This window comes from Amycolatopsis sp. NPDC101161, from assembly GCF_044768185.1.
In the GTDB taxonomy this organism is placed as follows: domain Bacteria; phylum Actinomycetota; class Actinomycetes; order Mycobacteriales; family Pseudonocardiaceae; genus Amycolatopsis.
Map to the genome: position 1 here is coordinate 1,436,375 of NZ_JBIWPI010000001.1, position 21,337 is coordinate 1,457,711.

Annotated in this window: 24 protein-coding genes; 14 read left to right on the forward strand and 10 right to left on the reverse strand. The window is 72.4% G+C overall.

The window, feature by feature from the left end; translation table 11 throughout:
* Positions 1 to 116: 116 nt before the first annotated feature.
* Genes ACIRSS_RS07010 through ACIRSS_RS07025 form a run of 4 tightly spaced genes read left to right on the forward strand, consistent with a single transcriptional unit; the run spans position 117 to position 5,025 of the window.
* Positions 117 to 1,064, forward strand: a complete 948-nt coding sequence (locus ACIRSS_RS07010; protein WP_400891545.1) for a hypothetical protein — start codon at positions 117 to 119, stop codon at positions 1,062 to 1,064.
* 3 nt (positions 1,065 to 1,067) lie between these two features.
* A complete protein-coding gene (locus ACIRSS_RS07015; protein WP_400891547.1) occupies positions 1,068 to 2,705 on the forward strand; it encodes a hypothetical protein in 1,638 nt (545 codons plus the stop codon).
* Positions 2,706 to 2,752: 47 nt separating this feature from the next.
* Positions 2,753 to 3,295 carry a MarR family winged helix-turn-helix transcriptional regulator gene (locus ACIRSS_RS07020; RefSeq protein ID WP_400891550.1) on the forward strand — a complete coding sequence of 181 codons (543 nt, stop codon included), beginning with the start codon at positions 2,753 to 2,755 and terminating at the stop codon, positions 3,293 to 3,295.
* A gap of 47 nt (positions 3,296 to 3,342) precedes the next feature.
* A complete protein-coding gene (locus tag ACIRSS_RS07025) occupies positions 3,343 to 5,025 on the forward strand; it encodes an MFS transporter (RefSeq protein WP_400891552.1) in 1,683 nt (560 codons plus the stop codon).
* Between the two features lie 448 nt (positions 5,026 to 5,473).
* On the opposite strand, the gene ACIRSS_RS07030 is transcribed toward ACIRSS_RS07025, so the two are convergent.
* From ACIRSS_RS07030 to ACIRSS_RS07050, 5 genes are all read right to left on the reverse strand, one after another.
* Positions 5,474 to 6,367 carry a fumarylacetoacetate hydrolase family protein gene (locus ACIRSS_RS07030; protein ID WP_400891553.1) on the reverse strand — a complete coding sequence of 298 codons (894 nt, stop codon included), beginning with the start codon at positions 6,365 to 6,367 and terminating at the stop codon, positions 5,474 to 5,476.
* 69 nt (positions 6,368 to 6,436) lie between these two features.
* Positions 6,437 to 7,072, reverse strand: coding sequence for an alpha/beta hydrolase (locus ACIRSS_RS07035; protein ID WP_400891556.1), 636 nt, complete (start codon positions 7,070 to 7,072; stop codon positions 6,437 to 6,439).
* Positions 7,069 to 8,247 carry an acyl-CoA dehydrogenase gene (locus tag ACIRSS_RS07040; RefSeq protein WP_400891558.1) on the reverse strand — a complete coding sequence of 393 codons (1,179 nt, stop codon included), beginning with the start codon at positions 8,245 to 8,247 and terminating at the stop codon, positions 7,069 to 7,071. Before ACIRSS_RS07040 ends, ACIRSS_RS07035 begins: the two co-directional genes overlap by 4 nt.
* Positions 8,244 to 9,230, reverse strand: coding sequence for an alpha/beta fold hydrolase (locus tag ACIRSS_RS07045; RefSeq protein ID WP_400891561.1), 987 nt, complete (start codon positions 9,228 to 9,230; stop codon positions 8,244 to 8,246). The genes ACIRSS_RS07040 and ACIRSS_RS07045 overlap by 4 nt, the downstream gene beginning before the upstream one ends.
* 11 nt (positions 9,231 to 9,241) lie before the next feature.
* Positions 9,242 to 10,195: a VOC family protein gene (locus ACIRSS_RS07050; RefSeq protein ID WP_400891563.1), complete on the reverse strand. Its 954-nt coding sequence runs from the start codon at positions 10,193 to 10,195 to the stop codon at positions 9,242 to 9,244.
* Positions 10,196 to 10,350: 155 nt separating this feature from the next.
* Between ACIRSS_RS07050 and ACIRSS_RS07055 the strand changes: the two genes are divergently transcribed.
* From ACIRSS_RS07055 to ACIRSS_RS07070, 4 genes are all read left to right on the forward strand, one after another.
* Entirely contained in the window at positions 10,351 to 11,334 is a 984-nt protein-coding gene (locus tag ACIRSS_RS07055; RefSeq protein ID WP_400891565.1) for a helix-turn-helix domain-containing protein, read from the forward strand.
* 70 nt (positions 11,335 to 11,404) lie between these two features.
* On the forward strand, positions 11,405 to 11,764 hold the full coding sequence (locus ACIRSS_RS07060; RefSeq protein WP_400893398.1) for a helix-turn-helix domain-containing protein: 360 nt from the start codon (positions 11,405 to 11,407) through the stop codon (positions 11,762 to 11,764).
* Between the two features lie 48 nt (positions 11,765 to 11,812).
* The gene (locus ACIRSS_RS07065) at positions 11,813 to 12,229 is read left to right on the forward strand and encodes a VOC family protein (protein ID WP_400891567.1); all 417 of its coding nucleotides are present in this window, start codon (positions 11,813 to 11,815) and stop codon (positions 12,227 to 12,229) included.
* A gap of 45 nt (positions 12,230 to 12,274) precedes the next feature.
* Positions 12,275 to 12,832, forward strand: a complete 558-nt coding sequence (locus ACIRSS_RS07070) for a DinB family protein (RefSeq protein ID WP_400891569.1) — start codon at positions 12,275 to 12,277, stop codon at positions 12,830 to 12,832.
* Here the strand turns inward: ACIRSS_RS07070 and ACIRSS_RS07075 are convergent.
* Together ACIRSS_RS07075 and ACIRSS_RS07080 are read right to left on the reverse strand one after the other, a co-directional pair.
* A complete protein-coding gene (locus tag ACIRSS_RS07075) occupies positions 12,818 to 13,048 on the reverse strand; it encodes a phosphotransferase family protein (RefSeq protein ID WP_400893400.1) in 231 nt (76 codons plus the stop codon). The genes ACIRSS_RS07070 and ACIRSS_RS07075 overlap by 15 nt on opposite strands.
* Before the next feature lie 16 nt (positions 13,049 to 13,064).
* Positions 13,065 to 13,859, reverse strand: a complete 795-nt coding sequence (locus tag ACIRSS_RS07080) for a helix-turn-helix transcriptional regulator (protein ID WP_400891571.1) — start codon at positions 13,857 to 13,859, stop codon at positions 13,065 to 13,067.
* Positions 13,860 to 13,937: 78 nt separating this feature from the next.
* On the opposite strand from ACIRSS_RS07080, the gene ACIRSS_RS07085 reads away from it, so the two are divergent.
* A complete protein-coding gene (locus ACIRSS_RS07085; protein ID WP_400891573.1) occupies positions 13,938 to 14,786 on the forward strand; it encodes an NAD(P)H-binding protein in 849 nt (282 codons plus the stop codon).
* 47 nt (positions 14,787 to 14,833) lie between these two features.
* Here ACIRSS_RS07085 and ACIRSS_RS07090 read toward each other — a convergent pair whose 3' ends face one another.
* The gene (locus ACIRSS_RS07090) at positions 14,834 to 15,094 is read right to left on the reverse strand and encodes a YegP family protein (protein ID WP_400891575.1); all 261 of its coding nucleotides are present in this window, start codon (positions 15,092 to 15,094) and stop codon (positions 14,834 to 14,836) included.
* A gap of 83 nt (positions 15,095 to 15,177) precedes the next feature.
* On the opposite strand from ACIRSS_RS07090, the gene ACIRSS_RS07095 reads away from it, so the two are divergent.
* The 5 genes from ACIRSS_RS07095 (at position 15,178) to ACIRSS_RS07115 (ending at position 19,896) form a co-directional block, all read left to right on the forward strand.
* On the forward strand, positions 15,178 to 16,749 hold the full coding sequence (locus ACIRSS_RS07095; RefSeq protein WP_400891578.1) for an FMN-binding glutamate synthase family protein: 1,572 nt from the start codon (positions 15,178 to 15,180) through the stop codon (positions 16,747 to 16,749).
* Between the two features lie 85 nt (positions 16,750 to 16,834).
* Complete coding sequence (locus ACIRSS_RS07100; RefSeq protein ID WP_400891581.1) at positions 16,835 to 17,329, forward strand: SigE family RNA polymerase sigma factor; 495 nt, start codon at positions 16,835 to 16,837, stop codon at positions 17,327 to 17,329.
* Positions 17,329 to 18,207, forward strand: a complete 879-nt coding sequence (locus ACIRSS_RS07105) for a hypothetical protein (RefSeq protein ID WP_400891583.1) — start codon at positions 17,329 to 17,331, stop codon at positions 18,205 to 18,207. Before ACIRSS_RS07100 ends, ACIRSS_RS07105 begins: the two co-directional genes overlap by 1 nt.
* A 31-nt stretch (positions 18,208 to 18,238) precedes the next feature.
* Positions 18,239 to 19,081: a serine hydrolase gene (locus ACIRSS_RS07110; RefSeq protein WP_400891585.1), complete on the forward strand. Its 843-nt coding sequence runs from the start codon at positions 18,239 to 18,241 to the stop codon at positions 19,079 to 19,081.
* A gap of 41 nt (positions 19,082 to 19,122) precedes the next feature.
* The gene (locus tag ACIRSS_RS07115) at positions 19,123 to 19,896 is read left to right on the forward strand and encodes a maleylpyruvate isomerase family mycothiol-dependent enzyme (protein ID WP_400891587.1); all 774 of its coding nucleotides are present in this window, start codon (positions 19,123 to 19,125) and stop codon (positions 19,894 to 19,896) included.
* Between the two features lie 3 nt (positions 19,897 to 19,899).
* On the opposite strand, the gene ACIRSS_RS07120 is transcribed toward ACIRSS_RS07115, so the two are convergent.
* Both ACIRSS_RS07120 and ACIRSS_RS07125 read right to left on the reverse strand, forming a co-directional pair.
* On the reverse strand, positions 19,900 to 20,826 hold the full coding sequence (locus ACIRSS_RS07120; RefSeq protein ID WP_400891589.1) for a hypothetical protein: 927 nt from the start codon (positions 20,824 to 20,826) through the stop codon (positions 19,900 to 19,902).
* Positions 20,827 to 20,832: 6 nt separating this feature from the next.
* On the reverse strand, positions 20,833 to 21,321 hold the full coding sequence (locus tag ACIRSS_RS07125; protein WP_400891592.1) for a hypothetical protein: 489 nt from the start codon (positions 21,319 to 21,321) through the stop codon (positions 20,833 to 20,835).
* Positions 21,322 to 21,337: the final 16 nt, after the last annotated feature.

Here is a 21,337-nt window from a genome sequence, read left to right on the forward strand (position 1 = left end):
CGGCGGCGAACGGGAAAATCGGACATGGGTGCGGCTTCCCGGCCTCCGCGCGGCCGGGCCGGGCGGGCGAAGTAGAGTCCGGAGTTCGCTCCTTCCCTTTTGGTAAAGGAATTCCCATGACTTCCACCGGCATGGCGCCGGCGCCGGTTTTCGACCCGGCTGCCGCCTACCCGGAAGCGGGTGTGCTGCGGTCCGCCGCGGAAGCGGGTGATTGGCCGACCGTTTCGGGCTTTTTCGCCCGGTTCACCGCTGCGGACGAGCACAGTTTCGGCGTCGGCACGACGATGTCCGTGCCGGCGGCCGAGCCGATGCTGCGCGCGGTGGTCGAGCGGGAACCCCGCTCGGAGCTGGCCCGGGTGCTGCTCGCCGCCCAGCTCGTCCAGCGGGGGTGGAGCATCCGGGGCGGCGGCCGGGCCACCGGGGTCAGCCGCGAGCAGTTCGCCGGGATGCACGAACACCTGCGGCGGGCCGAGCAGCTGCTGATCGACGTCACCGCCCGCGACCCGGCGAACGCGCCGGCCTGGTGGCTGCGGCTCGCCACCGCGCGCGGGCTCGAGCTCGGCCAGAGCGAGGCGCGCCGCCGCTACGACCGGCTGACCGCCCACCACCCCGGTTTCCTGGCCGCGCAACGCAACCTGCTCCAGCAGCTCTGCCCGAAGTGGGGCGGCTCCTGGGACGCCGCGCACGCGTTCGTCCGCGAATGCACGACGGCCGCGCGGCCCGGCGGTCCGCAGGGGGTCCTGGTCCCCGAGCTGCACCTGGAGCGCTGGCTCGAGCTCAAATCCGAGGCGGGCAACGATTACCTGCGTCAGCCGGGAGTCCGGGAAGAGATCACCGCGGCCGCGTCGGCGTCGGTGCTGCACCCCGCCTACCGGTCGCGGTTCGGCTGGGTCAGCGCGCACAGCACGTTCGCCATGGTGTTCAGCCTGATCGGCGACCTCCCGCGCGCCGCCGTGCACTTCCGCGCGCTCGGCGGGCGCGCGAGCGAAGCCCCCTGGCACTACCTGCCCGACCCGGTCGCCGCGCACGTGCGCCACCGCGACCGCGCCCTCGCGAAAGGCTGAACCGTGCTGTCCACGTTCGAGGTCGACGGCGTTCCCGCCGTGGCGGCCAAGAGATCCGGCCCGCTGACCGCCGGCCTCGTCTTCCGCGTCGGCCGGGCCGACGAGACGCTGGCGACGGCCGGCATCACGCACCTGGTCGAGCACCTCGCGCTGCACCGCTTCGGGGTCGGCGAACACCACTTCGGCGGCGCGACCGGTGCCGACCACACGTACTTCGAGATGGCGGGCTCGGAAGCCGAAGTGGTCGCGTTCCTCAGCGGTGTCTGCGCGTCGCTGAGCGATCTTCCGATGGAGCGGCTGGAGACCGAGAAGTCGGTCCTGCGCACGGAGGAGTCGAGGCGCGGCGGTGGGGGACTGCTGGCCCGCCACCGCTACGGGGCGCAGGGGTACGGCCTGACCGACTTCCTGGAGCTCGGCGTCCCCCGCTTGGGCCCCGCGGAGGTCGCGCACTGGGCCCGCACCTGGTTCACCCGTGAAAACGCGGCGCTCTGGGTGGCGGGGGAGCAGGTGCCCGCGGGGCTGCGGCTGCGGCTTCCGCCGGGCGTCCGGCGTCCGGTGCCGCCGCGGCCCGCCATCCTGGCCGCGGGGCCGGCCTACTTCTCCTACGGCGAAGGCGGTGTCGCCTTCAGCGCGGTCGTGCGCCGAGGAGCCGACGCGCAGGTCTTCGCGAAGGTCCTCGAACGGGAGCTGTTCCGGGCGCTGCGCCAAGAGGGCGGCTACTCGTACCAGGCGGCGACGTCGTACCAGGTCCGCGGCGACGGCCTCGCGGAGATCGTCGGGCTCGCCGACGCCCTGCCGGACAAGCAGGCCGCGGTGCTCGGTGGCGTCATCGACGTCCTGGCCCAGTTCAAGGCCGGCCGGATCGATCCCCGCGACGTCGAAACGGTTCGCACGCAGGCCGAATCCGCGCTCTACGGCGAGGACGCGGACGCGGCGCGGCTGCCCGAGCACGCGGTCGCGCTGCTCTCCGGGGTGCCGCTGCCGAGCACCGAGGAGCGGATCGCCGGCCTGCGCGCGGTCGACGTCGCGAGCGTCCACGCGGTCGCCGTCGAAGCGTGCGGCTCGATGCTGCTGCGGGCACCGCACGGCCGGTCCGCGGACTGGGCCGGCTACACCGAGGTGCCGCGGTTCTCCTCGGCGGCGGTCGCGGGAACCCGTTTTCCCGCGCACAACCAGCCGGACGCCCACTTGGTCGTGGGCGCCGACGGCTGCAGCGTGCAGACTTCCGAAGGCGTGTCGACCGTGCGTTTCGCCGACTGCGCGGCGCTGCTCGCGTGGCCCGACGGCGGCCGCCGCCTCATCGGCCTCGACGGCCGGACGGTCCAGGTCGACCCGACGCTCTTCGCCGGGGTGACCCCGGCGGTGACCGCGACGATCGACGCGGCGATCGGTCCACATCGGACACTGCCGCAGGCCGCGCGGGCGGTCCCGGCTCCGGCGAACCGGCCGCCGACGTCATCGGCGAAACGTGCCGCACGGACCCTGTTCATCGTGGCTGCGGTGCTCGGCGTGGTCGCGCTGCTGGCCACGGCCGGTATGGCGATGGACCCGCCCGACGCGTCGGGCTGGGCCGGGGCGGGGTTCCTGTGGCTGCTCGCCGGGGTGTTCGTCTTCACGGCGGTGCGACGACGGCGGATCTGACCGGGGGAGACGCCTACGATGGTTGTCCAGGGAGGTCCTGGCTGATCATGACGACTGGTGACACGCCGGCGCACCGGGCCGGTTCGGGTGATCCGGCGACGCCGCCGTCGACTCTGCTGTACCTGGTGAAGCAGGTCGAGCTGTCCGTGCGCGCCGGGCTCGACGCCCTCGTCCGGCCGGCGGACATCACGACCCTGCAGTACACCGCCCTGACCGTCCTCGAACGCCACCCCGACCTGACCGCGGCGCGCCTGGCCCGGCACTCCTTCGTCACCGACCAGAGCATGGCCGACATGGTGACGACGCTGCTGAACCGCGGGCTGATCGAGCGCCACCGCGACCCCGCCGATCGCCGCCGCCTGGTCATCGCCCTGACGTCCGCGGGCCAGCGGCTGCTCGACCGGCTGCGGCCGGAGGTGGCCGCGCTGCAGGACCACATGCTCTCGCTGCTTTCCGACGGGCAGGCCGGCGAACTCCAACGCTCGCTGGAACTGTGCCGCCGCGCCTTGCTCGAGCGCCGGGTCGAAAGTGACCCACCACCCGGCCCGGTGGACGGCAAACCCCGGAAAAAGCCGACCTCCTCGCGATAGTCAGGAAACCTGTACATCTGGTTTTCGGTGTGGTTTGCTTCACAATCGTGAGTGAGACCGTCGCCCCCTCCGGCTCGACCGCACCAGCGCAGCTCCGCCGCGGCACCTTGGTGGCCGCGGCGGCAGCGGTCGCCGTCGCCCAGATCGGCCTGTCCATCCCGGCCGTCATCAACGGATTCATCAACCAGGACCTGCACACCTCGTCGACGACGCTGACGTGGATCTCCGACGCCTTCCTGGTGCCGGTGACGCTGCTCGAGCTGTCCTTCGGCGTGGTCGGCGACCTCTTCGGGCGCAAGCGGCTGCTGGCCGCGGGCGCCGCGCTGATGGCCGTCGGCGGGCTGCTCGGCTTCTTCACGCCCAGCGGCGGCACCGGTGTGCTGATCACCGGTCAGGTGGTGTCCGGCATCGGAGCCGCGGCGATCTTCCCGACGTCGATCGCGATGCTCGCCGCGGGCACGCAGAGCGTCCGGCAGCGCGCGCACTCCATCTCGATCTGGGCCGCCGCCCTCACCGGCGCCGGGTTCATCTCCCCGGTGCTGGCCGGCCTGCTGGCCCGCATCCAGCACTCGGGTGGTGAGTACGCGAGCTGGCGGTACGCCTTCCTCGCCATGGCGGTCCTGGCCTTGGTCAGCTGCGTGATCACGTTGGTGGGGGCGCAGAACTCCTCCGCGCCGGTGGGCCGGTCCCTGGACTGGCCGGGCCAGATCACCATCGCGGTCTCCCTGTTCGCGTTGCTGTACGCGGTGATCCAAGGAGCCGAAGACGGCTGGGGCAGCCTCCCGGTGATCGGCGGGTTCGTCGTCGCCGTCGTGTTCATGGTGCTGTTCGTGGCGATCGAGCGCCGGGTGGACCGGCCGCTGATCCGCTTGGACCTGTTCGGCAACCGGATGTTCACGGTCTCCGCGGTGGTGACCGTCGTCGGCATGTTCGCCTACCTGGGCACCGCGTACGCGACGAGCATCCGGCTGTCGGCCATCCAGGAGTACACGCCGCTCGCGACGTCCCTCGGCTTCTTCTGCCTGAACGTGATGGGCGTGGTGCTGTTCCCGGTCAGCACGCGGGTCGTCGAGCGCTTCAGCCCCGGCGTGGTGCTCGGAAGCGGGATGGCGCTGATCGCGATCGGCGACTTCGCGCTCGCCGCCATCCCGGCCACCAACCTGTCGATCGGGGCGGTCGCGGTGCCGCTGCTGGTCGTCGGCGCCGGGTTCAAGCTGGCCGTCACCTCGATCACGGTCGTCGCCGTGAACAGCGTCCCGACGTCCAAAGCCGGCATGGCCAGCGGGGCGACGAGCATGTTGCGCGACGGCGGCCTGACGCTCGGGCCCGCCATCGTGGGCGCGATCGCGCTGACGAACGCCGCGAACGCGATCAACGCCCAGATCGCGTCGTCGCCGTCCCTCAAGTCCGCATTGGACAGTTTCTACGCCGCACCGGAGCACGTCCCCGCCGCGCAGCGCCCGACGGTGGAAGCCGCCGTCCACGCGGTGAAGTCCGGTCCGCTCGGGCAGAACGGCGTCCCGGCGCAGGTTCCGGGACCCGACGGCACGCCGATCCCGTTCAACCCCCTCAAGGACGTCGCGTTCCACGCCCTTTCCCACGCGTACGCCATCGGCTACCTGGTGTGCGGCATCGCCGCCGCGGCGGCCGCCCTCATCGCCTTGACGATGCTGGGCCGGCGGCGGAACGAGGACGTGTTCACGGAAACCGAGGTCGCCGAGCAGTCCTGACCGCGGACCGGCCTCCGTCAGTCGTGGAGGCCGGTCCAAACTGCTACCTTACATACTTGTCAGACGACCAACAAGTATGTAAGGCTGGTCGCGTTGCCCGCCGAACCGGAGGGTGGGGCTTCGCCGGACCGACCAGAGGAAGAAGAATGTTCCCTTCAACCCGTGTCGCAGCGCTTGCCGAACTCCCGACGGCTCGCAACGACGTCGACGGTGGCCGCTGGAGCCACTTCGCCCCGGGTGACCGGGTGCTCGTGTTCGGCGAGCCGGATCCGGCGACCGGGTGGTCCCGGGTCCACCGCGGCACGGTGACCGATGTCGCCCACGACAGCATCGGCGTGGACTTCGGTGCGGCTGGCCGAACGGTGTTCGCTTCGGCCGACCGGATCCGGATCAGCCACGTGGCCGGGTCGTGCCGGTGCGTGGTGGCGCTTCCGAACGGCCGTGGCGGTCAGTGGTCCGAAGTGGACGGTCGAGCCGCGAGCGCCCGGCGCACCTCGTCCGCGCCCGGCACCACGGGGGAGCGCAGCGACCCGACCTCGCCGATCTCGATCTCGACCACGTCTCCCGGCTGCAGCCCTTGATCGAGTCCCGGCACGACGGAGGTGCCCGTCGAGAGCACGGCGCCGTCGGGGAAGTCGTTGTCCCGCCACAGGTACTCGACCAGTCCGGCCGGTTCGCGGTTCAGCTGCGCGGTACTGGACTCGCCGGCGAACACCTCGTGACCGTCGCGCAGGATGCGCATGCGGAGGGCGAGCGACAGCGGGTCCGGCACCTCCCACGCCGGCCGCACCCGCGCCGACACCGCGCACGAACCGGTGTAGATCTTGGCCTGGGGGAGGTACAGCGGGTTCTCGCCTTCGATGCTGCGGGAGCTGACGTCGTCGACCACGACGTACCCGGCGATCTCCCCGGTCCGGGTCAGCAGCAGGCCGAGTTCCGGCTCCGGCACGTTGTTGGCGGAGTCGGTGCGAACGGCGATCGGCTCGTCATCGGTGACCACACGCCACGCGGCCGACTTGAAGAACAGTTCCGGCCGCTCCGCGCGGTACACCCGCGCGTAGACGTCCTCGTCGGCGCTCTCCTCCCGGCGGGCTTCCTCGGACCGCAGGTAGGTGACCCCGGCGGCCCACACCTCCATCCGCCCGTCCAAGGGCGGCAGCAGCCGCGCGCCGGACGCGGGCACGGGCTCCCCGGCGGCCTCGGCCAGTTCGCGGATCTCGGCCAGGGGGCGGCGCAGCAGGTCGCTCATCGACGCCACCGCGAGAGGCCGCAACTGGTCATCGGCGAGCAGGCCGACCCGGACGGTGCCGGTTCCGTCGGCGAATCGCACCAGATGGCTCAACCTGAGTCTCCTCGTTCGGTGACCTGATCCGCGTCCGGCATCGAACCTACGGAGTGCGGAGCGTGGCGGTCAATGAGTGGCCGCGCGCGCGGCGATCGCGTTGAGCAGTTCGGTGGCCGTCGCGCAGGCCTCGTCGGTGATGATGTGTTCGGTGCCCGGGTCGACGCGCACGTCCACCTCCGCTCCGGCCTGCCGCAACAACGCGGCCGTCTCCTCGACCCGGTGCCGCGGGACCCAAGGGTCGTCCTCGATGCTCCGCAGCACCGCCGGAACTCCGCGCAGGGCCTTCTCGTCCGGCACCGGCGGCGTCGTGCCGAGGTAGCCGCCGGTGAACAGGACGAGCCCGGCCAGCGGCCGCGGGGCGCTCAGCACCAGGTGCGACAGCAGGCAGGCGCCTTGGGAAAAGCCCCACAGCACCACGCGGTCACCGCCGAAACCGGCCTCGGCGAGCCGGTCGAGGCACGCTTCCAGCACCCGCACCGACCGGTCCAGCGCCGGCTGGTTGCGCTCGACCGGCTCCAGGAACGACAACGGGTACCAGGTGTTGCCCTCGGCCTCCGGCGCGAAGAACCGCGCTGACACCGTGCCGAGCCGCTGAGCCGTCGCGTGCATGAAATCCGGGTTCTGGCCGCGGCCGTGCACGGCGAGCACGGCCAGTGCCGCCCGGTCCGCCGGGACGCCCCACTCGGTGAGCGACGGGGTCACGGCGTTTCCTGGAGGTCGAGGAACACCCACCGCGCGCCGGGTGCCAGGCCGCTGAGCAGCTTGCCGCAGTTCTGCAGCACGACCGGGCTGGAGGTGATGTGCTGGGTGCCCGCGTGCAGGTCGCGGAAGAACCGCTGCAGGACGCCGTGGCGCAGGGCCGCCGTCGCCGCCCACTTGTAGACGGTCTGGCCCACGGCGTGCACCGACCACGTGGTGTTGTTGAGCATCAGCCGCGTCAAGGTCTCCTGCCCGGTGTCCAGCGGCTCGCCGCGGTCCAGGGTGGCTTCGTTGTCCGCCCAGACCTCCGACGCCCACGCCTGCGCCGCGCGCAGCTTCGCCTCGGCTTGGGCGTACTCGGCGTAGAACTGCTGCGTGTCCACCGACGCGCCCGGGCTGCCGGTCTTCTTGGCCGCCAGCACTTTCAGCTCGTCGAGCATCCGGCGGCCGACCCCGAGCGCCCACCCGGTGTGGCAGACGCCGGCCATGTTCGCCAGTCCCATGCGGTAGATCGCGCCGCCGTGCCGGACGTCGGTGGTCGCGATGCCGTAGACGTGGCTCTCCGGCACGAACACGTCCTCGCACACGTAGTCGTGGCTGCTGGTCGCCCGCAGGCCCATGACGTCCCAGTTGTCGATGACGGTGGCCTGCTCCTTGGGCAGCGTGAAGACCAGCGCCTCGCCGGTCTCCGCGCAGAGCGCGGCGGTGTGGATGTGCGTCGCCATCGAGATCCCGGACGCGAAGTGCCAGTGCCCGCTGACGCGGTAGCCGCCGTCGGTCCGCACGGCCGCGCCGAGTTTGGTGCCCTGGCCGGCGATGAGCGCGTGGCCGCCGTGACCGGCGTCCGGGTACAGGTCCGCGGCGGCCTCCGGGCCGAGGTAGGCGGCCGTCGTGCCGGTGACCATCTGCACGGCCATGAAGGCCCAGCCCACCGAAGCGTCCGCATAGGACAGTTTGGCGATCGTGTCGATCACCTGGCGTGGCGAGAACTCGTATCCGCCGAGCTCCCGGGGGATGCCGATCTTGAACGCGCCGGTTCCCTGCAGGGCCTTGGCCGGCTCGTCGGGTACGCGGCCGAGCACCTCGCCCTGGTCGGCGTTGTCCTCGATGACCGGTGTGATCGCGTCGAGCCGGGTCATGACCGCGTCGAATTCGTCGCTGACGTGCAGGTGGTTCACGATGTCCCTCCTCGGGTGCGCAGCGTGGCCAGGATCCAGTCGATGACGGGTTTCACGGTCTCGTCCGAGTTCGCCTCGAAGATCAGGCCGTGCCCGTTGCCGGTGATGCCGAAGTCCGGCAGGTGCAGCTGCCGGGCATGCGCCCCGGCGGTGTTCAGGAATTCGACGATCCGCGGAGCGAACCCGGCGAACGCCGACGCGCCGCCGGTCACGACCGCGACCGGCTTGCCCGCCAGGGCCGGGATGCGCCGGCCGTCGGCTTCGGCCGGGTCGCCGGCCGGCGGGTCGCAGGTGATCTCGGCGCTGGTGAGGCCCCAGGTCAGCGTGCCGAGCCCGGGGAACTGCGCGAACGGGGGTCCCATCGGCTCGACGGCGGCGATGGCCGCGACCCGGTCCGGGCGCGCGTCGGCGGTCAGCCAGCCGACCGGGCCGCCCGCCGAATGGGTCACCAGCACGGCCTCGCCCACGATGTCGAGCAGCCTGCCCAGCCGCTCGGCGTCCAGGCGTTGCGACTCGGCCAGGTCCGCGGGCAGCGGTCCCATCGGGCAGAGCAGCTGGTCGACGTGCTCGGGCCCGTACGTCCACTGCGTCTGCGCGTCGCGAGCCTCCTCGGGGAGGAAGAGCGCCCGCGCCGCCTCGTACGGGAACGGCGCGCCCATCGGGGCGACGACATCGGGGTGGTACGGCGAGCGTCCGTGCCCGCAGCGGTCGACGACGTAGACCGCGAACCCCGCCTCGACGAACCGGGTCGCCCACCCCGGCCTGCCGTCGGGGGTGCCGGTCCAGTCGGTGCCCTGACCGCCGCCCCCGTGCACGAGCACGAGCGGGATCGGATGGGCGTCTCCCGGTGGTGCTTCCCACTGCACGAACAGCGGCGCCCGTTGCACCGTCCCGTGCTCCGTGCGCACCCGTTCGCCGGGTACCCAGAACTGTCCACGCCGGACGGTGACCCGGTGCCCGCCGGCCACGTGCGGTGCGGTCACGGTTCCCGCCCTCAGATGTCGATCGGTTCCAGCCGGCCCAGGATCTCGTCGCGGCGGTGTTCGAACTGTTCCGGCAGCTGGAAGCGGGTGCCGAGCTCGTGCGGGGACTCGTCGCAGGTCCAGCCGCCGTCGGCGTGCGTGACGGCGAGCTCGAACAACGCGCCGCTCGGCGTGCGCACGTAGACGCTCTTGAAGTACTTGCGGTCCTTCAGCTCCGAGATGTCGGTGTAGCCGCGCCCTTCGATCTCGAACTTCAGCGCGTCCTGGTTCTCCAAGGTGGCCGCGTTCCACGCGAAGTGGTGGTAGGTGCCGGCGCCGTAGCCCCAGGTGCCCTGGTCGTCGGTGCGGTTGACGGTGATCTCGAGGTGGTTGCCGTGCTTGGCGTCGCCGATCTGCAGCCCGATGACGTCGCCCTCCTCGGCGAGGTCGTCCCGGGCGAAGAACGACTCGCCGGCGAACTCGACCATGCGGTCGGGCGTGGCCATGTGCACCCCGATGCCGTGGATGCCGTGGATCGCGTGCTCCGGCGGTACCCCGTGACCGGGGTGGCCCACGCGCTCGTCGCCGCTGTTGCCGACGAAGAGGTACTCGATGCCCGACGGGTGCCGGAACGCGAGCCGGCGCCTGCCGAACCGTTCGACGTCGGTGACCTCGACGCCGTGCTCGGTCAGCCGGCCGTGCCAGAAGTCCAGCGAGTGGTCCGGGACCGACAGCAGGACCTCGCGGGCCTGGTTGGTGCCGCGCTTGCCGAAGAACCCGGCCTGGGCCCACGGAAAGGTCGTGACCACGCTCGACGGGTCGCCCGCGGCGTTGGAGTAGTACAGGTGGTAGATCGGCAGGGAGCCGTCGAACAGGACGGTGCGCTTGATGAAGCGCATGCCGAGGATCTTGACGTGGAAGTCGACGTCTTCCTGGGCGTCCGCCACGGAGAGCGTCACGTGGTGCGAACCGTGCACGTAGGTCATGGGTGGCTCCTCCACACTGAGATGTCCGCCGAGGCGAACTCTAGGAACGCGGCGGGCCGGTGGGTGGCGCGAGAGCGCACGGCGATGTCGAACCAGCGCACTGGTCCGCGCGGGGGCGGCTGGGTACCGTGGGCTGACCGACCGTGGAGCTGACGATGACGTCGTTCACATCGCTACCGGAACAGTTCACCGGCGTCGCGCCGCGCCCGATCACGCTCAGGTCCTGGGCGGACGCCGTCCGGCGCAGCGTGCTGACCTTCGAGTTCGACTGCGACCGGCCCGAGAAGTTCACCGGCCGGGTCCGGGACCGCCACCTGCACGGGGTCAGCTTCGTCGACATGGCCTCCGGACGGCACGCCGCCTACCGCGACCAGCGCACGATCCGCGCCGCCGACGCCGGGTTCTACGTGCTCACCCTGCAGCTCGCCGGCGACATCCGGATCGCCCAGGACGGCCGCGTCGCCCGGCTCGAGCCGGGCCTGTTCGCGTTGTACGACTCGGGCAAACCGGCCGTCCTGACCGTCGGTGACGGCTACCGCTCCACCTGCATCCGGTTCCCCAAGACCGCGATCACCCCCCGCCAGGACGATCCGCTGGCCGAGATCACCGCGACGCCGTTCGCCTGCGCACCGGGACTCACCGACACCGTGTGGAGCACGGTGCTCAGCGTCAACCGCAACCTCGAGGCGCTCGGCCCGCACGGACCCACCGCCATCCGGTCCCTGATGACCCTCGTCGCCGCGATGCTGCGCGGCGAGCTCGGGCACCGCGTCCCCGCGCGGGCCCCGCAGGAGGACCTGCTCGAGCGGATCCTCGCCTACATCGACGGCCACCTGGCCGACGCGCGCCTCGACCCCGCCCGGATCGCGGCGGCGCACTTCCTCTCGTCGCGGGCGTTGCACGGCCTGTTCGAGCGGACGGGCACCACGGTGTCCCGCAGCATCCGCGAGCGCAGGCTCGAACGCTGCCGGCTCGACCTGGCCGACCCGGCCCTCGCGCACGTCCCGGCGTCCGCCATCGGCGCGCGGTGGGGTTTTCCCGGCGCGTCGCACTTCGGGCAGGTGTTCAAGCGGGAGAACGGATTGACGCCCGCGGAGTTCCGCCGGCAGCTGCTGACGGGCGGCGCCCAGCGCGTATAACGACGTATAGGGCGTCCCGGTGTGGTGTGATCCGGGGGTGAGCCGCGCCGTGGAGGACGTCAACCGCCGGATGCTGCGGGCCCGCGACACCATGGACCGGGACTACGCGAAGCCCCTGGACGTGCCCGCGCTGGCCCGGGTCGCGCACGTCTCGGTGCCGCACTTCGGCCGGACCTTCCGGGCCACCTTCGGCGAAACGCCGCACCGCTACCTGCAACGCCGGCGGGTGGAGCGGGCCATGTTCCTGCTGCGCTCGGGCGATCGGAGCGTTACCGACATCTGCCTGGAGGTCGGCTTCACCAGCCTCGGGACGTTCAGCCGGACCTTCCGGGACATCGTCGGCGAGTCGCCGACCGCCTACCGGCGGCGCGGGCCGCTGGCCGGCGTGCCGACCTGCTTCGCCATGGCGTGGATGCGGCCGCGGAACTGATCGTTTCGGATAAGCGCCCCGGCGCCCACCTGAACTACCGTCGCCCCCATGCTCAACGCAATCACGATCTCTCAGATCTTCGTGCTCGACCAGGACGAGGCGCTCGACTTCTACGTCGGCAAGCTCGGCCTGGAGGTCCACACCGACGCCGACCTGGGCTTCATGCGGTGGCTGACGATCAACGTGCCCGGTCAGCCGGACCGCGAGATCCTCCTGGAGAAGCCCGGCCCGCCCCGGATGGACGAGGCGACGGCGAACCAGGTCCGGGACCTGCTGACCAAGGGCGCGATGGGCGGCTCGCTGTTCTTCGGCAGCGACGACTGCCGCAAGACGTACGAGACGCTGCTGGCCAAGGGCGTCGAGTTCACCGACGAGCCGACCGAACGCCCGTACGGGATCGACTGCGGCCTTCGCGACCCCTTCGGCAACAGCATCCGGTTCAGCCAGCCGCTGTCCGGTTCCTGACCGTTCAGTGCAACGCTGCTGGCGATCTCGGCCATGATGGTGGCCATGCCCGATGAGCCGCCCGCCGGTATCCCGCCACTGGCCGCGGAAGACCACACCTGCGCCGAATGCGGAATCTCGTATCCGGCGCTCACGCTCGACGCCGCCCGCGCGATCATCGCGTCGCTGCCCGATGCGGTGGAGGCCGTGGCCGGGGCGGCGTCCCGGGAGGACCTCCGGCGCCGGCCCGCGCCGGAACGCTGGTCGGCGCTGGAGTACCTCCTCCACCTGCGCGATGTCTGCGTGACGTACACGATCCGGGTGCACCGAGCCCGCACCGAGGACCGGCCCGTGCTCGAGCCGATGCTCAACGACCTGCGCGCCCGACGTTTCCGCTACAACGACCGGTCTTTCGAAGGAGTGCGTGACGAGCTGGCGGCCTGCGCCGCCGGACTCGTCGACGAGATCGGACGGCTGACCCCGGCGGACGGCGAACGCGTCGTGACGCGCTTGCCGGGCGAACACCGCACGGCCCGCTGGCTGGTCCGCCAGGCCGCCCACGAGGTCACGCACCACGTGGAAGACATCAGGCACTGCCTGCGAGCCGGCTCAGTGCCGCGCTGAGGAACGCTGTTCGGCGGCGGGCAGCCCGTACATCAGGGCCGCGTCGAAGCGCGCCCCACCGAGGTCGATCCCCGGCGATCCGGCGCCGGCGCAGTCCCAGTCGACCAGGCCGGTGCAGCGGTCGCCGGACCACAGGGTGTTCCCGAACCACAGGTCACCGTGCACGAAGACCGTCGGGCATGGGCAGCTGCCCAGGCGTTCTTCCGCAGCCGTCAGCCCGCCGGGCGGGCTTTCACCCGGCGAGCAGCCGCTTCAGGCCGTCCTCCGACGGGGTGCCGGGCGCCGCCGTGTAGACGAGGAGCCGGTGCTCGGATCCGGGGACGGCGAGGATCTCGCAGTCCAGCTCCAGCGGGCCCACGACCGGGTGGACGGTCCGCTTGGTCAGCGTCCGCTGCACGACGACCTCCCGCTCGGCCCACAGCCGGGCGAACTCCGGGCTCTCTTCGAGCAGCTCGCCGACGAGTGCGCGCACCGCGGGATCGGCCGGGTACCGCCCGCTCGCGCGCAGGTCCGCGACGCACAGCCGGGCCAGGTCCAGGCGGTTGCCGGTGATCGCGTCGCCGGTGTCGAACAGCCGCCGCAGCCGGTTGCGCCGCCGCGGCGGCCACGTGGTCGGGTCGCCGATCAGCGCGACCAGCATCCGGTTCCACGCCACCAAGTCGTAGCTCGCGTCGATGACCATCGCCGGTACGTCATCGAGGCGGTCGAGCAGCCGCAGGACGTTCCCGGGCACCGGCCGCGGCGCGGACGCGGGAGCCGGGCGCGCCAGCCGCAGCAGGTACGCGTGTTCGTCGCCGGTCAGCCGGAGCGCGCGGCCGAGGGCGGTCAGGACCTGCTCCGACGGCCGGGGCCCGCGACCCTGTTCGAGCCGGACGTAGTAGTCGACGGAGATCCCGGCCAGCAGCGCGACCTCGGTGCGCCGCAACCCCGGTGCCTGCCGCCGCGGGCCGGGCGCCAAGCCGACGTCGGCGGGCCGCAGCCGGTCCCGCCGGCTGCGCAGGAACCCGCTCAGCTCCGTCCTGTCCACGCTCCCATCATCACCCCGCGCCGGGGTGGTACCGCCAGTGCCTACCCCGCTCCGAGCCCCGGCGGCGAGTCTGAGCGCATGACGATCTTGGTGACCGGCGCCCGCGGGAACGTCGCCCGCGCGCTGGTGGGACAACTGCTCGACGGCGGACACGAGGTCCGGGCGGCCGGGCGCGACCCGGGCGGGGCCCGGCTGCCCGGCGGGGTGGAGGTGGTCGCGGCCGACCTGGCCCGGCCCGAGAGCTGGGACGCGGCCCTCGACGGCGTCACGAAGGCGTTCCTGTATGCGGGGACCGCGGGTCTCGACGGGTTCCTGTCCCGGGCGAGCGGCCTGACGCAGGTCGTGCTGCTGTCGGCCTTGGGCGCGGATCCGGCGTCGGACGACGCCATCACCCGCGCCCACGGCGAAGCCGAGCAGGCGGTGCGTGACTCGGGGATCCCGTGGACCTTCCTGCGCCCCGGCGGGTTCGCGGCCAACCGCTTGCTGTGGGCCAGGTCCGTCCGCGACGGCGTCGTGCGCGACCCCTTCCCGGATTCGCATTCGGCGTTGATCCACGAAGCCGACATCGCCGCCGTCGCCGCGTGCGCCTTGACGTCGTCCGGACACCTCGGTGCGGCGTACGCGCTGACGGGTCCCGAGTCCCTCACGGTGCGGCAGCAGGCGTCGGTGCTCGGCCGGGTGGCCGGACGGCCGGTCCGCGTCGAAACCCAGGACCTCGACGACTACCGCCGCGAGCTCACCGCGGCGTTCGAGGCACGCGGGCTCGGCAGCGTCGGGTCGGCCGAGGTGATCGAGGCCCGGATCCGGCGGCTGGCGGCGCTGGTGGATCGTCCGCAGCCTACGACGCAGACCGTCCGGGAGGTCACCGGCCGCCCGGCGCGCGGCTTCGCCGAGTGGGCCGCGGACCACGCCGGGGACTTCAGCTGAATTGAGGCTGGAGCGCGGGTCTCGCGCTCCAGCCCGGTTGCCGCGAATCAGGAATCGGTTTCGACGATCGACGCTCCGGCGGCGGCTCGCTGGACGGCCTCGCAGCCGGCTCGCGCACTCGACTTGCTTTCGTAGGCCTCGCCGACAGCGACGACTTCGCCGTTGCCGGCCTTGAGGCGAAAGCGGTACTTGCCGTTCGACGCTGACGCCGCCGGGCCGCACGCGCCGGCTGCGGCGTGGAGGATCGGCCGGAGGGGCCAGCGGACTCGGCCGTCGCGGCGACGCTCGCCGTGGGACGAATGCCTCATCGGTGTCGTGAACACCCCGAACGGTGCGCTCGGGCTGCACCCGGGCGACGGCGCGGATAGCTTTCGGTTCGTGGTCAGATTCGGTGCGGTCGCCGTGCTCGTCCTGCTGGCGTTCGGCGCCGGCGCGCTCGCCGTGGCCGCCGGCCCGTGGTGGTGGCTGCTCGCCGTGCCGCTGCTCGTGCTCGCCGCCATCGGCTGCTGGGATCTGGTTCAGCGCAAGCACTCGGTCCTGCGGAACTACCCGGTGCTCGGGCACCTGCGGTTCCTCCTCGAAGCCGTGCGGCCCGAGCTGCAGCAAGTACTTCGTCGAACGCAACTTCGACGGCCGCCCCTACGACCGGGACGTTCGCAGCATCGTCTACCAGCGGGCCAAGGGCACCGACGCCGAAGAGCCGTTCGGCACCGAGCGCGACGTCTACGCCGACGGCTACGAATCCCTCGTCCACTCGATGGCCCCGGTCGCGCCCCCGGACGACCCGCCCCGGATCCGGATCGGCGGGCCGGACTGCACGCGGCCGTACGACATGGCGCTGCTGAACGTGTCGGCGATGAGCTTCGGTTCCCTTTCGGCCAACGCCATCCTCGCCCTCAACAAAGGCGCGGCACTCGGCGGTTTCGCCCACGACACCGGCGAAGGCGGCCTGTCCGAATACCACCTCCGGCACGGCGGTGACCTCGTCTGGGAAATCGGCACCGGCTACTTCGGCTGCCGCACCGGCGACGGTGACTTCGACCGAGCCGAATTCGCCGACAAAGCCGCCCACGACGCCGTCAAGTGCGTGTCGCTGAAGCTTTCCCAGGGCGCGAAACCCGGCATCGGCGGCGTGCTGCCCGGTGGCAAGGTGAACGCGGAGATCGCCCGCGTCCGCGACGTGCCCCAGGGCAAGACCGTCATCTCCCCGCCGTACCACCGGGTCTTCTCGACCCCGCGCGAGCTGGTGCTGTTCCTCGCCGAGCTGCGGCGGCTGGCCGGCGGCAAGCCGGCCGGGTTCAAGCTCTGCCTCGGCTCGCGTCGGCAGTTCCTCGCCGTCTGCAAGGCCATGCTCGCCGAGGGCGTCACGCCGGACTTCATCATCGTCGACGGCGCCGAGGGCGGCACCGGCGCCGCGCCGCTGGAGTTCGCCGACCACATCGGAACGCCGCTGACCGAAGGGCTGATCACCGTCCACAACGCACTCGTCGGCACCGGCTTGCGCGACCGGATCAAGATCGGCGCCAGCGGCAAGGTCGCCACCGGCGCCGACATCGTCAAGCGGCTGGTGCAGGGCGCGGACTACACCAACGCGGCGCGGGCGATGATGTTCGCCGTCGGGTGCATCCAGGCGCAGCGCTGCCACACGAACACCTGCCCGGTCGGCGTCACGACCCAGGACGCCCGGCGCGCCCGCGCCCTGGACGTCGCGGACAAGTCCCTGCGCGTCGAGCGCTTCCAGCGCGCCACCGTGACCGGCGCCCAGCGGATCATGGCGTCGATGGGCGTGCGATTCCCCGCCGAGCTGCGCCCGCACATGCTGCGCCGCCGCGTCGACCCGCACCGGGTGCTGTCGTATGCCGAGCTCTACGACTGGCTCGCCCCCGGGCAGCTGCTGTCGGAACCGCCCGAGCAGTGGGCGCGCGACTGGGCCGAGGCCGACCCGGACCGCTTCAGCGTCTGAGTCGCCGGGGACCGCCGCTCTCGGTGGTCCGAACAATCTCCGCCGCAACTGCAACAGCCCACCGGGGCAGCGGCATCTTAAGGGTGTGCAGTTCGAAGAGTTCTCGCGCGAGCAGCTGCCGGGCCTGGTGCGGTTCGCCGCCGTTCTCACCGGGGACCGGGAGCTGGCCCAGGACGTCGTCCAGGACGCGCTCGTGCGGGCGCACCGCGGGTGGCGGCAGGTGGCGGCGGCCGATCGGCCCGAGCTCTACCTGCGGAAGATGGTCGTCAACGGCTATCTCGGCTGGCGGCGCCGGTGGTACCAGCGGTCCGTGCACCCCACGGCGGACGTCGCCCGGATCCGGGAGCCGACCGCGCCCGATCCGGCTCGGCGGATCGCCGATGCCGACCAGCTCAGCGGGCTGCTCGCGCGGCTGAGCCGGGCCCAGCGGGCGTCGATCGTGCTGCGGTTCTACGAGGACCGCGACGACGCCGAGATCGCCGCCGTCCTCGGGTGCGCGCCCGGGACCGTGCGCAGTCACATCTCGCGTGGCCTCAGCTCGCTGCGCGTCGGGATCGAAGAAGGCAAGGAGAGCGTGTGATGACCGACCTCGACGAGCTGCGCCGCGTGCTGCGCGACCGGGAGTACCTGGCCCCCGACCCGGGTGCCGTGCTCGCCGGCGCCACCCGGCGGATCCGGCGGCGGCGGGCGACCAGCGTCGCCGCGGTGACGCTCACCGTGGCCGCCCTCGGCGCGGGGGCCGTCGGGCTGCTGAACCGGGGGACTCCGGCGACGCCGCCGGCCACCCTCGCGAGCCCCGCGGCGAGCGAGGCACCGGACGCCGCCAAGGTGCCTCCGGCCGCGCCGGCGATCAGCCTCGAGGACAAGTCCTGGGAGCTGCTGTTCTGGGCCGTCCACCCGCACTCCGCCAGCCTCCACTACGGCCAGGACCACCAGTACGGGTTCGACATCGATGTCGAGGACGGCCGCGCCCCCGAAAGCGCGCTGCCCGCGAAACCCACGGCCGCCGCCCAGATCGCGCACCCGAAGACGGTCATGTGGCAGGACGGCCCGCAGCGGTGGGTCCGGGTGCGGACCACGAAGCCGGTGACGGCCGAGCAGATGCTCGCCCTGCTGGCGAAGATCGGCACCACGCCGCCGGTGCTCGCGTCCCCGCTGAAGTCGCTGCAGGTCCCCGACGGGCAGAAGGTCGCGGGGTTCACCAGCGAGCCCGAGACCAACACCCTGGTGCTCTGCCCCGATCTCGAAGCGAACCTGGCACCGCTCGACCCCCGGTGCTTCTCCCTGTTCGTGTTCCTGACCGGCACCGGTGAATCGACAGGTGGCGTCGACCCGAAAGACCCGCTGCCCGCGCACCAGAGCCGGAAACTCGGCGGGTACACCCTCGAAATGAACAGCTCGTACCCCAACAAAGCGGCCGCGCTGGCGTTGCTGAATTCGGTCCGGCTCAACCGATGAGCGCGGCCCTCGCCCGGCCGAGGGGGTCCCGATGCGTGTTTCCGTGCTCGTCGTCGTGGCCGGCCTCGTCTTCGGTGCGCTCACCGCGGCGGTCTGGCTTCGCCCCGCGAGAACGCCCGCGGCGGCGGAACTTCCGGTTTCCTCCGTACCACCGTCGCCGGCCACGATCGCGGTGAGCCCGAAGCGGGCCGAGGTGGCCGTCGACGTCCGCGGCGAATGGTCGTGGGCGTTGCGGGAGCTCGACACCGGCGCCGTGGTCGGCGACGGGGCCCTGCGCACCGCGGCCGAATCCCTGGTCGAGATCTGGATCGCCGTCGACTACCTCGCTACGCGGGACTCGCGGATCTCGATCGAAGACGAGGGCCGGGTGACCCGGATGATCCGCGGCAGCGACGACCGCGCCGCCCGGACGCTGTACCTCCGGCTCGGCGGCGACGGTTCGATCGCGCGGATGATCCGGACCTGCGGGCTGCGCGAGACGGTGATCCACCCGGGCTGGTGGTCCAAGACCACGATGTCCGCGGCCGACGCGAGCCTGCTCGGCCGGTGCGTGGCCCGCGGTCCGGGCTTGAGCCCGCGGTGGCGGGACAAGCTGCTCGACCTCATGCGGCCGGTCGACGCGGGCGGCGCGTTCGGCATCCCGGCCGCGCCCGCCTTAGCGGGCCTGCGCCCGGCGGTCGGGAACGGCTGGACCCGGCACGGGACCTGGTGGGCGGTGGACTGCCTGGCGATCTGGGACCGCTGGGTGCTCGCGGTCATGGTGCACTACCCGGAGCAGGGGGACGGGCACCGGTACGGAGCCGAAGTGTGCGAGACCGTCGCCCAGCGGCTGTTCGGCCGCACGGACACCGGTACGCGCCGAATCGGGGGGTGATCCGCGGAACATCCGCGTCCACCCGCGAGTTGAGGGTGGGCATGAACCAACTCGTGGACCGCACGATCGCCGCCCTGCGTGCCGAGCACGACGTGCTCGCCGGCCTCGTCCGCACCCTCACCGACGAGCAGCTGGCCGCGCCCAGCGGCGCCGAGGAGTGGACCGTCGCCCAGGCCGTCTCCCACCTCGGCAGCGGCGCGGAGATCGGCCGCGCGCCCATCGCCCGGGCCGCGGGGGAGACCGTCGAGGCCGAAGACAACCCGACGATCTGGGCCCGCTGGGACTCGTCCACGCCGCGCGCGCAGGCCGAAGGCTTCCTGGAGCACAACGCCCGCTGGCTCGACACGGTCGAGGCGCTCACGGCCGAGCAGCGTTCGTCGCTGACCGTCGACCTCGGCTTCCTGCCGGAGCCGGTCCCGCTGGTGACGGCGCTGGGCATGCGGCTCAACGAGGTCGCCAACCACTCGTGGGACGTGCGGGTGGCGTTCGACCCGGCGGCCGGGGTGTCCGCCGAGTCGGCCGAGGTGATCGTCGACCTCCTGGCCGGGCCGGTGGGCTTCCTGGTGGGCTTCTTCGCGAAGCCGGCCGAGCTGGCGAACCCGGTGTCGGTCGCGGTGCCCGGCGGCGGCCTGGTGATCGACGACTCGGTGACCGTGGTGGACCACCTGGAGGCGCCGTCGGCGACGTTCACCGGACCGGTGGAGGCGTTCGTCCGGCTGCTCAGCGGCCGGCTCAAGGCGCCGTACGACCAGGGCGTCACGGTCGAGGGGAGCGTCACGCTCGACGACCTGCGCCGGGTGTTCCCGGGCTTCTGAGGGTCAGCACGTCCCGCTCGGCCTCGTGCCGGGCGGGGCGAACTCCAGGCGCAGCGCGGCCGAGCGGGGGACGACGAACGACACGCCGTCCGACGTCCGCCAGCGCGCGGTGACGAACACGTACTGCCCGCCGGACTGGAGCAGCAGCTTCAACCCCGTGTACCGGTACCGGTAGGCGGCTTCCGGCTGCGCGCACACGACTTGCCGGACACCGTCCGCTTCGAGGCTGAGGCCGCGCTCGCTGTAGACGGTCACGGCCGGCATCGCGGAGATCCGGGCCGCCGTGGCGTACGCCTCCCGGATCCCGACCTGGGCGGAGTAGTCGGAGACCGCCCAGAACAGCCCGAACGCGACGAGCAGGTACGTGGTGGTCCATTCGGCGACGAGGAACGCCGGGGCGTGTTCGCCGGGTGCCAGCCGGCGCGAGCCGACCACCGCGAGGACCACGCCGGCCGCGAACGCGAGCCCCGGCAACCCGGCGTGGAAGCCGAACGGATCGACGCCGAGCACCTCGGGCACGGTGACCCCGACCAGGGCCAGGCCCGCGATCGTCGCGAACGGCGGACCGAAGCGGGCCAGCCCGGCCCGGATCCGGTCCGGCAGCAGGAACCGCGCGAGCCGGACGACGGCGAACGAGCCGAGCCCGATCCCCGCCGCGGCGCCGATCGGCAGGTGCAGCCCGAAGGCGCCGCGCGCGAGGATCTCGTCCGAGGACTGGTCGAGCACGGTGTAGTGCACCCGGAAGTAGCCGAAGAACTTCTGCGTGTAGACGAGCCCGAAGAAGTACAGCAACGCACTGGACAGCGCGAGGTTCGCCGCCACCGACACGATGACCTTGCCGGCCTGCGAGGCCCCGGCCTTCGCGCGGGCAGCGCCGTCCTCGGGCAAGGGCCGCCGCAGGCCGGTGCGGCGGACGCTGCGACCGGGCACGGGGGCCTACGGTGTTTCCGAAGGCGAGTCCGACGTACTTTCCGCCGGCGGCGCCGGTTCCCGGGTGTCCGGGCACGGTCCGGTGTGGACGGTGATGACCCCGCCACGCCGGACCTCCTTGGCCGGCGTGAGCCGCTTGGCGCAAGCGGTCGCCCGGCCGTCGATCACGACGGTGATGCCGCACCGCGGGCGCGGGCAGCCCAAGCCCCGGGTGGCTTCGTCCAGTTGTCCTTGGAGGGACTCCCGGACGTCCCCGGCCAGGCGGTCGCCCGACCCCACCTGGGTGCTGTCGTACTCGATCGGGCTGCCCAGCGCCCCGGGCGGAGGCGAATCCGAACCCCGGGGCGGCTCCGGGACCCCGGGCGTCACCGGAGCCGGTTCACCCGGTGTCACCGTCGGGTTTCCGGGCGCGGACGTCCCGCCGCACCCCGCCACGAGAACCACGGCCGCGACCGCCGCGCCCCAGCAGACCTTCATCGGAGTTCGCCCCCTCACCTGGACTTCCTGGTGA

Excerpts from the sequence above, each read along its gene's own strand:
- ACIRSS_RS07105 (WP_400891583.1), top strand. The coding sequence starts at position 17,329 with ATGACCGACCTCGACGAGCTGCGCCGCGTGCTGCGCGACCGGGAGTAC.
- ACIRSS_RS07060 (WP_400893398.1), top strand. The coding sequence starts at position 11,405 with ATGCTGCGGGCCCGCGACACCATGGACCGGGACTACGCGAAGCCCCTG.
- ACIRSS_RS07020 (WP_400891550.1), top strand. The coding sequence starts at position 2,753 with ATGACGACTGGTGACACGCCGGCGCACCGGGCCGGTTCGGGTGATCCG.
- ACIRSS_RS07070 (WP_400891569.1), top strand. The coding sequence starts at position 12,275 with ATGCCCGATGAGCCGCCCGCCGGTATCCCGCCACTGGCCGCGGAAGAC.
- ACIRSS_RS07055 (WP_400891565.1), top strand. The coding sequence starts at position 10,351 with ATGACGTCGTTCACATCGCTACCGGAACAGTTCACCGGCGTCGCGCCG.
- ACIRSS_RS07010 (WP_400891545.1), top strand. The coding sequence starts at position 117 with ATGACTTCCACCGGCATGGCGCCGGCGCCGGTTTTCGACCCGGCTGCC.
- ACIRSS_RS07065 (WP_400891567.1), top strand. The coding sequence starts at position 11,813 with ATGCTCAACGCAATCACGATCTCTCAGATCTTCGTGCTCGACCAGGAC.
- ACIRSS_RS07090 (WP_400891575.1), bottom strand. The coding sequence starts at position 15,094 with ATGAGGCATTCGTCCCACGGCGAGCGTCGCCGCGACGGCCGAGTCCGC.
- ACIRSS_RS07085 (WP_400891573.1), top strand. The coding sequence starts at position 13,938 with ATGACGATCTTGGTGACCGGCGCCCGCGGGAACGTCGCCCGCGCGCTG.
- ACIRSS_RS07110 (WP_400891585.1), top strand. The coding sequence starts at position 18,239 with ATGCGTGTTTCCGTGCTCGTCGTCGTGGCCGGCCTCGTCTTCGGTGCG.
- ACIRSS_RS07115 (WP_400891587.1), top strand. The coding sequence starts at position 19,123 with ATGAACCAACTCGTGGACCGCACGATCGCCGCCCTGCGTGCCGAGCAC.
- ACIRSS_RS07050 (WP_400891563.1), bottom strand. The coding sequence starts at position 10,195 with ATGACCTACGTGCACGGTTCGCACCACGTGACGCTCTCCGTGGCGGAC.